11 protein-coding genes are annotated in these 12556 nt (G+C 64.0%); 10 read left to right on the forward strand and 1 reads right to left on the reverse strand.

Translation table 11 applies throughout. From position 1 onward, the window contains the following. The first annotated feature begins 2 nt into the window (after positions 1-2). From NKH33_RS15985 to NKH33_RS16005, 5 genes are all read left to right on the forward strand, one after another. On the forward strand, positions 3-1016 hold the full coding sequence (locus tag NKH33_RS15985) for an ABC transporter substrate-binding protein (RefSeq protein ID WP_352481006.1): 1014 nt from the start codon (positions 3-5) through the stop codon (positions 1014-1016). A 74-nt stretch (positions 1017-1090) separates the two neighbouring features. Next, on the forward strand, positions 1091-2584 hold the full coding sequence (locus NKH33_RS15990; RefSeq protein ID WP_352834711.1) for a sugar ABC transporter ATP-binding protein: 1494 nt from the start codon (positions 1091-1093) through the stop codon (positions 2582-2584). Position 2585: 1 nt separating this feature from the next. Further along, the gene (locus NKH33_RS15995; RefSeq protein ID WP_023678190.1) at positions 2586-3560 is read left to right on the forward strand and encodes an ABC transporter permease; all 975 of its coding nucleotides are present in this window, start codon (positions 2586-2588) and stop codon (positions 3558-3560) included. Between the two features lie 2 nt (positions 3561-3562). Further along, positions 3563-4510: an ABC transporter permease gene (locus tag NKH33_RS16000; protein WP_352540864.1), complete on the forward strand. Its 948-nt coding sequence runs from the start codon at positions 3563-3565 to the stop codon at positions 4508-4510. 121 nt (positions 4511-4631) lie between these two features. Next, positions 4632-6701: a 3-hydroxyacyl-CoA dehydrogenase NAD-binding domain-containing protein gene (locus NKH33_RS16005; RefSeq protein WP_352920527.1), complete on the forward strand. Its 2070-nt coding sequence runs from the start codon at positions 4632-4634 to the stop codon at positions 6699-6701. A gap of 8 nt (positions 6702-6709) precedes the next feature. Here the strand turns inward: NKH33_RS16005 and NKH33_RS16010 are convergent, their stop codons facing one another. Further along, positions 6710-7522 (reverse strand): response regulator transcription factor, encoded by an 813-nt coding sequence (locus NKH33_RS16010; RefSeq protein WP_352767438.1) that lies wholly within the window; start codon positions 7520-7522, stop codon positions 6710-6712. A gap of 114 nt (positions 7523-7636) precedes the next feature. Here NKH33_RS16010 and NKH33_RS16015 point away from each other — a divergent pair, with 114 nt between their 5' ends. The 5 genes from NKH33_RS16015 to NKH33_RS16035 all read left to right on the forward strand — a co-directional run bounded on the left by NKH33_RS16015 (position 7637) and on the right by NKH33_RS16035 (position 12437). Then, positions 7637-8767 carry an ABC transporter ATP-binding protein gene (locus tag NKH33_RS16015; RefSeq protein WP_023678187.1) on the forward strand — a complete coding sequence of 377 codons (1131 nt, stop codon included), beginning with the start codon at positions 7637-7639 and terminating at the stop codon, positions 8765-8767. Further along, positions 8748-9911, forward strand: coding sequence for an ABC transporter substrate-binding protein (locus NKH33_RS16020; RefSeq protein WP_352451301.1), 1164 nt, complete (start codon positions 8748-8750; stop codon positions 9909-9911). The genes NKH33_RS16015 and NKH33_RS16020 overlap by 20 nt, the downstream gene beginning before the upstream one ends. Before the next feature lie 76 nt (positions 9912-9987). Further along, positions 9988-10851, forward strand: a complete 864-nt coding sequence (locus NKH33_RS16025) for an ABC transporter permease (protein WP_352451300.1) — start codon at positions 9988-9990, stop codon at positions 10849-10851. Then, complete coding sequence (locus NKH33_RS16030; protein WP_352470749.1) at positions 10851-11663, forward strand: ABC transporter permease; 813 nt, start codon at positions 10851-10853, stop codon at positions 11661-11663. The genes NKH33_RS16025 and NKH33_RS16030 overlap by 1 nt, the downstream gene beginning before the upstream one ends. A gap of 12 nt (positions 11664-11675) precedes the next feature. After that, entirely contained in the window at positions 11676-12437 is a 762-nt protein-coding gene (locus tag NKH33_RS16035) for an SDR family NAD(P)-dependent oxidoreductase (protein WP_023678183.1), read from the forward strand. Positions 12438-12556 lie beyond the last annotated feature (119 nt).

Below are 12556 nucleotides of genomic sequence, written 5' to 3' on the forward strand. Positions count from 1 at the left end.
ACATGAGGAAAATATTCGCTTTAGGAGCTCTTGCGGCGATGCTCGCCGCAGGTACCGCTCTTGCCGACACCAGCGGCAAGAAAATCGCTTTCTCCAACAATTACGCCGGCAATTCCTGGCGGCAGGCGATGCTGGACAGCTACGCCATCGTTACCAAGAAGGCGGTTGCCGACAAGGTGGTCGGCGCCGCGGACGTCTTCACGACGGCCGACAAGGAAGTGCCGACGCAGGCAGCCCAGGTGCAGAACCTGATCCTGCAGGGCTATGACGCGATCGTCATCAACGCGGCGTCTCCGGATGCGCTCAACGGCGCCATCAAGCAGGCCTGCGACGCCGGCATCGTCGTCGTTTCCTTCGACGGTATCGTCACCGAACCCTGCGCCTACCGCGTCGTCGTCGACTTCAAGGACATGGGCAAGCAGGAAGTCGAGCAGATGGCCAAGTTCCAGCCCAAGGGCGGCAACCTGCTGGAAATCCGCGGCCTCGCCGGCACTTCGATCGACGATGCCATCCATGCCGGCATCCTCGAAGGCGTCGCTGCCCATCCCGAGTTCAAGATCGTCGGCTCGGTGACCGGCGACTGGGACCAGACCACGGCACAGAAAGCCGTAGCGACGATCCTGCCTTCGCTGCCGGATGTTGTCGGGGTCGTCGACCAGGGCGGTGACGGCTACGGCGCGGCGCAGGCTTTCGCCGCCGCCGGCAAGCCACGCCCGACCATCATCATGGGCAATCGCCAGGACGAGTTGCAGTGGTGGAAGGAGCAGAAGGAAAAGGACGGTTACAAGACCTGGTCGGCATCGATCGCACCGGGCGTATCGACGCTTGCCTTCTGGGTGGCGCAGCAGGTGCTCGACGGCCGCACCGACGTGCCGCACGACCTGCTGGTGCCCTATCTTGCCTTCACCCAGGACGATTTCGAGGCCGCGCTGCCGAAGATTCCGAAGGGCGGCGTCGCCAGCCACGAATACACGCAGGAAGACGCCATCGCGGCGATCAAGGCCAACATCAAGTGAGCATGGCGCTATTGTTGCCGCCACGGATAACCGGGTATCGTTGAGGGATGCCCGAGGCCAATGCAGACATCATCATGCCGGATGGCGCCGAAAAGCTTTTCGGCGCCGTCAGTTTGGACATCATAAGACTGGACGGAGCCGAAAAACATTTCGGCGCCGTCAGGGCGCTCGCCGGTGTCGATTTCAGCGTTCGTGCCGGAGAATGCGTCGGTCTCGTCGGCCATAACGGCGCCGGAAAATCGACGCTCATGCATATGGTGGCGGGCACGCTTGCCCCCGACAGCGGGCAGATCGCGGTCCGCGGCGGTGTCGAGGCAAGTTATTCGGTGCCGCGCGCGCAGCAGCTCGGCATACGCTGTGTGTTCCAGGAGCTGTCGCTCTGCCCGAACCTCAGCGTCGCCGAGAACACGCGGATCAACCACGCGTCGCTGCATGGCTTCGGCTGGCGGCGCAAGGCGGCCGATCTGATCGCCGCCAAGCTCGACGAGATCTTCCCCGGCCACAGCATCTCGGCATCCGACATCGTCGGTGATCTTTCCATCACCAGCCGGCAGATGGTGGAGGTGGCGCGCGCCTTCACGGTCACGCAGGAGCCGCTCGAGCTGGTTATCCTCGACGAGCCGACATCCTCGCTCGACGCGCATACCGCCGGCCAGCTGCTGGCGTTCGTGCGCCGCTTCATCGCTGCCGGCAAGAGCTGCATCCTGATCTCGCATGTGTTGGGCGAAGTGCTCGGAAATGCCGACCGCATCGTGGTGATGCGCGACGGCAAGGTGGTCGCCGCCGGGCAGGCCGACGCCTTCGACCGCGACAGGCTGGTGACAGCGATGGGCGGAGCGGAGGCGCGCGAGAAGACCGCCGCAGAGATTGCGAGCGGCAAGCCGGAGCCCGGTCCGCTGCGGGTCCGGGCGCGCCCGGCGCGACAGCAGGACGGCAACGAGCTCGTCGCCCGTGCCGGTGAGATCATCGGCCTTGCCGGACTTGCCGGGCATGGGCAGACCGATCTTTTGCTGGCTATCTTTGCTGCGGCTTCCCGTGCCAAGACCGGCATCGAGGTCACCGCGCCGGTGGCGCTGGTTGCCGGCGACCGCCAGTCGGACGGGATTTTTCCGCAATGGTCGATTGCCGAGAACATTGGCATCCGTTCGCTGGCGCGATTGCGCAACGGCCTCTTGATCTCGCCGCAGCGCGAAGCCGAGCTCGCCGAGTTGTGGCAGCGGAAAATCGGCATCCGTACGCCCGACATGAACAACAACATCTTCTCGCTGTCCGGCGGCAACCAGCAGAAGGCGCTGTTCGCGCGGGCGCTCGGCTCCGACGCCAAGATCGTGCTGATGGACGATCCGATGCGCGGCGTCGACATTGGCACCAAGCTCGAAGTCTACGACCTGGTGCGCGAGGAGGCTCGCCATGGCCGCACTTTCCTATGGTACACCACCGAAACCGAAGAGCTCGACAATTGCGACCACATCTATGTGTTCAAGAACGGCCGGATCGTCGCCAACCTTCATCGCGACGAACTGACGGAGGAAAAGATCATCCAGTCGTCGTTCGGCGATGCGGCCTGAGATGACAGCGGTATCCGTCGAGAATGGGCTAAAATCTTCGGCTCGCGCCACCAGGCGGGCGCGCATGCTGCGCAGCCTGCTGCCGGCACTGTCGCTGGCGCTGGTGCTCATCGCCATCGCCTGGCTCAACCCGCGCGCCATCAGCTATTTCGGTTTCAGCCTGATGCTCAATCTGGCGATCCCGATCGCTCTGGCGACGATCGCGCAGATGTTCGTCATCGCCGGCAACGAGCTCGATCTGTCGATCGGCACCTTTGTCGGCTTCGTCGGCTGCGTGACGGCGACATGGCTGAAGGACGCGCCGCTGCTCGGCGTCGTGATCCTGCTCGGGTCGATCGGCGTCTACGCGCTGCTCGGCGCGCTGATCCATCTGCGCAACCTGCCCTCTATCGTGGTGACGCTCGGCATGAGTTTTGTCTGGCAGGGCATGGCCATCCTCATCCTGCCCAAGCCCGGCGGCAAGGCGCCGGACTGGCTGCTGGCGCTGATGGCCTTCAAGCCACCCTTCATTCCGTTCCCGATCATCGCGGCATTGCTGATCGCAGCCGTCGTCCATTTTGGCCTGATGCGCACCTCCTACGGCGTCATCCTGCGTGGATCGGGCGGCAATTCAGCCGCACTCAAGCGCGCCGGCTGGTCGCTCCTGCGCACCAAGATCGCGCTGTTTGCGCTGACCGGCCTGTTCGGCGTTTTGTCCGGCATGGCGCTGATCGGCATCACCACCTCGGCCGATGCCAATATCGGCAATGGCTACACGCTGCTTTCGATCGCCGGCGTCATCCTCGGCGGCGGCGAGTTCGTCGGCGGCCGGGTGTCGCCGATCGGCGCCGTCATCGGCGCGCTGACGCTGGCGCTGGCGGCATCGCCCCTCTTGACGTTCATGCACATTCCGCCCGACTGGCAGGTCGCCGCCAACGGCGCCATCCTGATCATCGTGCTGGCGGCGCGGGTGCTGATCAGCCGCAGGGAGAGGTGAGCATGGCATCGCTGCGGGCACTGCTCGCCAGACCCTGGATCTGGTCGTTCTTCGGGGCGCTGCTGGTGTGGCTGGCAACCATCGCCTTCACCGGCGGCTATGGCGGCGGCGGCATGATCACGGCGGCGCTGTCGCTCGCCGTCTTCACCGTCATCGTCGGCGTCGGGCAGATGTTCGTCATCACGCTCGGGCCGGGCAATGTCGACCTGTCGCTGCCGGCCAATATCGGCCTTGCCAGCGCCGTCGCCATGAAGGTCATGGACGGCAATGATGCGATGATCGCGGTCGGGCTGCTGGCCGCGCTTGCCTGCGGCATGGCGATCGGCGCCGTCAACTACCTGCTGATCTGGGCGCTGCGCATTCCGCCGATCATCGCGACGCTGTCGGCCAGCTTCGTCATCCAGTCGGTCGATATCAGCTATGGGCGGGGCCTGCAGATCAAGCCGCCGCCGGGCTTTGCCGACTTCACCAACTGGCAGGTGTTCGGCATCCCGGTGCTGGCGATCCTCACCGTGCTGTTCACCATCGGCGCCGGCATCGTTTTGCAGCGCATGATCTACGGACGCTCGGTGCTGGCGATTGGCCAGAACATCCGCGCTGCCTGGCTGGCCGGCGTCAATGTCGGCCGCACCCGCTTCCTCACCTACACGCTGTCGGGCGCGCTCGGCGGCCTCGACGGCGCACTGCTCGCCGGCTATTTCCGCGGCGCCAATGTCGATATCGGCAATGAGTATCTGCTGGCCTCGATCGCCGTCGTCGTCATCGGCGGCACGTCGGTGGCGGGCGGCAAGGCCAATGTGCCGGGGGTCTGGGGCGCGGCGCTGTTCCTGGTGCTGCTGTTGACCATGCTCAACACGTTCGGCGTCAGCGTCGGCGTCCGCCTGGTGCTGACCGGGCTGATCATCGTCGGCGTCATCACCGCCGCCGGCGGGCAGAAGGCGCTGCGCTAAAGCAAGGCCACCCGGCGGCGAAGGGATATCGATCCGGCCTGCAAAACACGTGGTTCCCATCCGCATGCCAGCGCTGTAAATCCCGTCGCGCTATTGGCCAACATCATTGCGTGAGGTTTGCGTGTCCGATTTCGTCAGCACTACAAGGCACGGCAACGTCGCGGTGGTGAGCATCGACAATCCGCCGGTCAACGCGCTGAGCTTCCATGTGCGCGAGCCGCTGATGCAGGCGCTCGTTTACCTGCGCGACGAGCCGTCGGTCGGAGCAATCGTGATAGCATGCGCCGGGCGGACCTTCGTCGCCGGCGCCGACATCACCGAATTCGGCAAGCCGGCGCGGCAACCGGACCTGGGCGCCCTAGTCGCCATGCTGGAAACCATCGCCAAGCCGACGGTCGCGGCCATTCACGGCACTGCGCTCGGCGGCGGCCTGGAACTGGCGCTCGGCTGCCATTTCCGTGTTGCCGACCGAACGGCAAGGCTCGGCCTGCCGGAAGTCAAGCTCGGCCTGCTGCCGGGCGGCGGCGGCACGGTTCGCCTGCCGCGCCTGGTTGGTCCGCTGAAGGCACTCAGCATGATCGTTTCGGGAACGCCGATCGGTGCGGCCGAGGCGCTCGCCGCCGGCCTGGTGGATGCCGTCTTCGATGGCGACCTGACCGCGCAAGCGGTGAGTTTCGCCAACGAAACGGCCGCGAAAGGCGGTCCGTTCACGCCGGTGCGCGACCGCAATGATCGCCTCGACCAGGCCGACTTGCCGGCGTTCGACAAGGAAGCGGCAGTGCTTGCCGGCAAAGCACGCAGCCTCGAGGCGCCGATCGCCTGTGCGCAGTCGGTCCGCAACGCCCTGACGCTGCCCTGCGACGAAGCGCTGGCGGCGGAGCGCGACCTGTTCGTCAAGCTTGTCGCCGGGGACCAATCACGCGCGCAGCGGCATTTGTTCTTCGCTGAACGTGAGGCGGCAAAGATTGCCGGCAAGGACGTCGCCAGGCGCAAGATCGCCCGGGTCGGCGTCATCGGCGCCGGCACGATGGGCGGCGGCATCGCCATGGCGTTCGCCAATGGCGGCGTCCCCGTGACCTTGCTGGAAGCGACACACGAGGCCTTGCAGCGCGGGCTGGCGACGATCAACAAGAATTATGCCGTTTCCGTCATCCGCGGCTCGCTGAGCGAAGACGCCAAGCGCCAACGGCTTGGGTTGTTCAAGGGTTCCACCGACTATGCCGATCTTGCCGATTGCGACCTGATCGTCGAGGCCGTGTTCGAGGAGATGGCGGTCAAGAAGGATGTTTTCGGCAGGCTCGATGCCGTGGCCAAGCCGGGCACGATCCTCGCCACCAACACCTCCTATCTCGACGTCAACGAAATCGCCGCGTCGACGTCGCGGCCGCAAGATCTCCTCGGCATGCATTTCTTTTCGCCGGCTAACGTCATGAAGCTTTTGGAAATCGTCCGCGCCGAAAAGACTTCGCCCGACGTGCTGGCGACCATCGTCGATCTGGCACGGCGGATCGGCAAGGTGCCGGTCGTCGTCGGCGTCTGCCACGGCTTCGTCGGCAACCGCATGCTGGCGGCGCGCGGTGCGGAACTGGAGACGCTTCTGCTGGAAGGCGCAATGCCGCGCCAGGTCGACCAGGTGTTCACCGATTTCGGCTGGCCGATGGGGCCGTTCGAGATGAGCGATCTCGCCGGCCTGGACATAGGCTGGCGCAACCGCAAGGCGCGTGGCCAGACGGCCGTGATCGCCGATGCGTTGTGCGAACAGGGACATTTCGGCCAGAAGACCGGCAGCGGCTTCTATCGCTATGAAGGCGGTTCGCGCACGCCGCTGCCCGATCCCGATGTCGAGGCGCTGATCCGCAACAAGGCTGCCGGGCGCGGTGTTGCACCGCGCGCGATCGGCGCCGAGGAGATCATCGAGCGGACGCTCTATCCGATGATCAACGAGGGCGCCAAAATCCTCAAGGAAAAGATTGCCGCCCGCGCCTCCGATATCGACGTCGTCTGGGTCAACGGCTACGGCTTCCCGGTCGGCAAGGGCGGGCCGATGTTCTGGGCGAGCCTCGAAGGCGTGGACAAGATCATCCAGCGGCTGGATCACTGGCACCAGCAGACCGGCAAGGATGTCTTTCGAGTGGCACCCCGGCTCAGGCAAATGGCCGAAACCGGTTCCTGGGACGGCGCTGCCGGCTGAACTTGGGACTACCGAATCCGTGCGTCCATGATCTCGACAAAACGCGCGAACAGACCCGCCTGCGACTTTATCTTGAGCTTGCGGTAAATGTTGCGGCGATGAACTTTTACGGTTCCCGGCACGATGCGCATCGCCCTGGCAATCGATTCCGTGGAATGGCCCTGAAGCACCAGATCGACGACATGCTGTTCGCGCGGCGTGAGCGAAAGGCTCTTCCAGATGTGAGCACGTTCGAACTCACTGACCGGAGTAATCGCCTCGTCTTGCTTCGTCCCAACCGGTCCGTCAGCCGGAAGGGTAGGCCAGCGTAGCCTGACGAGGCTGATCACCGCAGGCGCCATGTCGCGCAGCAACCTGGCATCGGCGGTTCCGAACGGCCCCGAAGCGCGCAATCGCATTAGCGAGACCACCAGCGCGTCCTTTCCCGACAGCGGCACGAAAAAGCCGACCTCCTCCGCAAGCCTGGTCTGGCTGTAATAGGAGCGGTAATATTCGCTGGCATAGAAGCGATCCGGCGCCAATTCGCGCATGCGCCAAAAGCCTTCCTTGCGCTCGACTGCCGCATGGTGGAACGGATCGAGCAGATAAGGCCCTTCCTGATAGAGCGCGACGAAGACGTGGCTTTCGGCCGGCGAGAATGTCTCGAACAGCAGCGGCGGGCGTGAGGCGCCGCGATAGCCGAAGATCACGCAATGATCGAAGCTGACATGCTGGCGGAGCCAGGCGACCATCGCCTTGCCGAAAAGCTCGCCGCTCGTCTCCCGCGTCGCTGCGATGAGCGCAGCGAGCCGGCTGTATTCATCGCTGCGTGAAACGCCCAATTCATACCCCTCCAGACGAGAAAATAGACGAAATATACCACCTGGGAGGTATATACTAGCCGCCATTGGCTCTGATAGCGTTTCGAGACCAACTAGCCGCTGGAGCCCGCAGCTTTGACCGCAGTGCCCGACATCGAGTTTCGCGGGGTCACCAAACGCTACGGCAGCGTGATCGCGGTCAGCGGCATCGATCTTGCCATCCCGCCGTCTGCCTTTGTCGCGTTGCTCGGGCCGTCCGGCTGCGGCAAGACAACCTGTTTGCGCATGATCGGCGGTTTCGAACAGCCAAGCGAAGGTGTGGTATTCATCCGTGGCCGCGACATGGCCGGCACGCCGCCCTATCGGCGGCCGGTCAACATGGTGTTCCAGCAATATGCGTTGTTTCCGCATCTGGATGTGGCGGACAACGTCGCCTATGGCCTACGCCAGGCGCGGCCGCGCCTGTCGTCGCGGGAGATCAGCCTGAAGGCAGGCGAGGCGCTCGCCATGGTTCGGCTTGCCGGCTATGGACGCCGCAAGATCCATGAGCTTTCCGGCGGCCAGCAGCAGCGTGTCGCCCTGGCGCGGGCGCTGGTCAACAAGCCGGCGGTGCTGCTGCTCGACGAGCCCCTGGCGGCGCTCGACAAGAAGCTGCGCACCGACATGCAGATAGAGCTGCAGAACCTGCAGCGCGAGATCGGCATCACCTTCGTCCTGGTCACCCACGATCAGGAAGAGGCACTGTCGATGAGCGATTTCGTCTGCGTCATGAATGGCGGGCGCATCGTCCAGCTTGGGCAGCCGAGCGAAATCTACGACGAACCCGCCGACCTCTTCGTCGCCGATTTCGTCGGCAAGACCAATCTCTTGAGCGGCAAGGTCGTCGGGCTCTCGGGCAAGCTCGTCGAGGTAGCGCTTGCCGACGGCACCGTCATCGCCGCGCGCAAGCGCACTTCGCTAGCCCAGGGCGAAGCCGTCTCGGTCAGCCTGCGTCCTGAATCCTTAAGTCTCGGCGCGCCCGGAAGCGGCCGGCTGAACGGGCTTGTCCGCAACCGGATCTTTCTCGGTTCCACCGCGGAATATGCAATCGAGGTCCAAGGCATCGGGACGCTGCTCGCCAAGGCCGATCATCTGGTTGGCGGTGGAAATCTCTTCAAGCCGGGTGAACCCGTCGCCGTCGGCTTTACAGCCGGAACGCCGCTGGCGTTTCCGGAGAATAACGGGACCAACCAGAGGGAAAACAAAAATGTCGAAATCGTATCGTGACGGACTGCCGATAAGCCCTGAAAAATTCGTCGACCAGTTGATGCGCCTCAAGCGCGGTTCCATCGGCCGCCGCGAGTTCCTTGGCCTCACCGGCCTAGGCATCGCAACGGCAGTAATGGCCCGCGAACTCGGCATCATGCCGTCGCCAGCCTTCGCCCAGGAGGGGCTTGGCGACCGCATGTCGATTGCCACCTGGCCCAATTATCACGACCCGGCGACGTTCGAGAATTTCAAGGCCGAAACCGGCGTTGCCGTCGAGGTGAACGTGTTCGGGTCAAACGAGGAGATGCTGGCCAAGCTGCAGGCCGGCGCCTCGGGCTGGAGCCTTTTCGTTCCGACCAACTACACGATCTCGACTTACAAGAAGCTTGGCATCATCGAAGCGCTGGATATGGCCAAGCTTGCCAATTATGACGGCTCGCAAGAAGACCCGCGCTTCACTGGGGAAGGCACCATCGACGGGGTGACCTACGCTGTGCCGAAGAATTGGGGCACCACCGGATTTGCCGTCAACACCAAGAAACTGACCAAGCCGATGACGAGCTGGAAGGAATTCTGGGACACGGCCATGGCGGAGGGCGACGGCCGGACCATGGTTCATGATTACCAGCTGACCACGATCGGCAACGCGCTGAAATATTTCGGCTTCTCGTTCAACTCGCTGAGGCCGGAGGAACTCGCCAAGGCGGAGGAATTGCTGCTGAAGGTCAAGCCGCATCTGTTCGCGGTCTCTAGCGACTACCAGCCGTCGATGCGTGCCGGCGACGCGTGGATGACGATGTGCTGGACCAATGACGGGGCGCAGCTCCACCGCGACATCCCCGAAATCGCCTACGTGCTTGGCAAGGAAGGCGGCGAGATCTGGACCGACTTCTACGCAATACCCAAGGATGCGCCGAACAAGCCTGCCGGCTATGCCTTGCTCAACTATTTGATGAACCCGAAAGTCGCGGTCAAGGAGCACCTGGCCAACGGTGCGCCTTCCACCGATGCGCGGGTCAATGCGCTGCTGCCCAAGGAGGTGCTGGACAATCCGATCCTCTATCCGGCGGCGGATCTGCTGAAGCCGCTCGAATTCGGTGCGGCTGCGACGCTAACCGATCCGGGCCGGGCCGAATTGATGGCACGCTTCAAGTCGGCTTGAACCGGGCAGGCCACAGGCTCGATGCAGGCAACTCCCCGGCGGACAGATGTCCGCCGGCACCCGGGCGGTTTTTTCAATGCGCAGCAACGTCCTCCGTCACAATCTCCTGACCGCCCTGCTGCTCGGTCCAGCAACGGCGTGGCTGGTGGTGTTTTTAGTTTTGCCGTTCGTGGCGATTGCCGTTTTCAGCGTCGGCGAGCGGGCGCCGGAAGGCGGCTATCAGGCCGCTTTCACCTTGGCGCAGTTTGCCAATCTTCCGGCGCGGGCGACCGCCTTCTGGAACACCATGGTGCTGGCGCCGGCGGGCGCACTGGCCTGTCTTCTCGTTGCCTATCCGGTCGCCTATTACCTCGCTTTGCGCGCACCCGAACGGTGGCGGCTGATCCTGCTGGCGCTTGTCGTCATCCCGTTCTGGACCAGCCTGCTGATGCGAACCTATGCCTGGATGTATGTGCTTGGCGGGCGCGGCATCCCAGCTCTGCTGGCCTATGTCGGGATGGAGGACGTGCGGCTGATCAACACGCCGGGAGCGGTTCTGCTCGGCATCGTCTATGGTTATCTGCCGCTGATGATCCTGCCGATCTATGTCAGCCTCGAGCGGCTCGACCGCCGGCTGCTGGAGGCCTCCGCCGATCTCGGCGCGACGCCGATCTCGACATTCCTCGGCGTGACGCTGCGGCTGTCGCTGCCAGGTGTGATGACCGGCTTCTCGCTGGTCATGATCCTGCTGCTCGGCGAATATCTGATCCCGACGCTACTCGGCGGCGGCAAGGTCTTCTTCATCGGCAACGCGCTGGTCGATCTGTTCCTGCAATCGCGCAACTGGCCATTTGGATCGGCAATCGCCATCACACTTGTGGCGGTTTCAGTGGTCGTGCTGCTTGCCGCGAACCGCATTTCGACCCGGCTTTCGGGTGCCCGCCGGGTGGACCTGATCTGATGCGTGCCTTCGTCGTTGCGGTCTTTGCCTTTCTCTACCTGCCGATCGCGCTGGTGGTGCTGTTTTCGTTCAACGCCGGCCACCACGCCAGCGAGTTCACTGGCTTCTCGGTGCAATGGTACGGCAAGGCCCTGGCAAACCCGTTCCTGGTCGAAGCGCTGAAGAACAGCCTGTTCATCGCCACGACCAGCGCCTTGCTGGCGGCGCTGTGCGGCACGGCCGCCGCGCTTGGCCTAGCGCGTGTCGGCGCGCGGACGCGAGCCGTGTTCGATGCGCTTTTGGGTGCTGCGATCGTCGTTCCTGGTGTCGTCATCGGCATCTCGACGCTGGTCGCGCTGGTCCAGCTATTCGGGGTGGTCAACCCGTTTGTCGCTTCGCTGTGGCCGAACGACCAGCCGCCGCGCCTGGCGCTCGGCTATGGCTCGATCATCGCCGCGCACGGGCTGTTTTCGATGGCGCTGGTGGCGATGATTGTCAGCACGCGCCTCGGCAGCCTCGACCGCAATCTGGTCGAGGCCTCGAGCGATCTTTACGCTACCCCGCTGACGACGTTCCGCAGCATCGTGTTGCCGCAGATCATGCCGGCGGTGATCGCCGGCTTCCTGCTCGCCTTCACATTCTCCTTCGACGATTTCATCGTCGCGTTCTTCGTCGCCGGCGCACAGACGACGTTGCCGATCTATGTCTTCGCCTCGATCCGGCGCGGGGTCACGCCGGAGATCAATGCCATCGCGACGATCGTGCTCGTCGCCTCCGTTCTGCTCGTGGTGCTTGCCCAATGGCAACTGCGGCAACGAAAACCATCACACTGAAAGATAAAAAACATGATTCTGAGAGATCGCATCGCAGTGGTGACGGGTGCCGGGTCGGGGATCGGGCGTGCCGGCGCCATGATGATGGCCAGGGAAGGCGCGCTCGTGGTGATCGCCGACAGGGACCAGGCGGCGGGGGAAGCAACCGCTTCCGACATTCGTGCGGCCGGCGGTCGGGCCGAGGCCGTCGCCACCGACGTCGGCGAGGATGCGGCGGTCGAGCAGCTCATTGCGGGAACGCTGGGCCGGCATCGGCGGATCGACATCCTGCACAACCATGCCGGGATCCAGGTCGGCGGCACGCTGACCGAAGTCGGCGCCGACGGCATGGATGCCTCCTGGCGGATCAATGTGCGGGCGCAGTTCCTCGCGGCCAGGCTGGTCATGCCGTCGATGATCGCGCAAGGCGGCGGGGTGATCCTGAATACCGCCTCGAATTCGGGTGTGTTCTACGACCGCGAAATGATCGCCTACGCAACGTCAAAACATGCAGTGGTGGCGATGACCCGGCAGATGTCGCTCGACTATGCCAAACACAATGTCCGCATCAACGCGCTGTGCCCCGGCTGGGTCGATACGCCCTTCAACGAGCCGTTCATCGCGCAGATGGGCGGGCGGGCGGCGATCGAGAACTATGTCCGCACCAAAATTCCCATGCAGCGCTGGGCCAGCGCAGAGGAAATCGCCGAAGCGATCCTGTTCCTCGTCTCCGACCGCTCGTCCTTCATGACCGGTCAGGCGCTGGTGATCGACGGTGGAGAAAGCATCGGCTGATCCGCCGCTCCCGGTGGGCGGCAGCTGAAATTCTCTTTGGCCTAACGGCCGGCAGCGAGATGTGCTTTCGTCTCAAGGAGAATGCGGCCAAGATGGCGGGCCGGGAGAAGAAATCGTCA

It is taken from the genome of Mesorhizobium sp. M1182, from assembly GCF_040318335.1.
Taxonomy (GTDB): Bacteria; Pseudomonadota; Alphaproteobacteria; order Rhizobiales; family Rhizobiaceae; genus Mesorhizobium.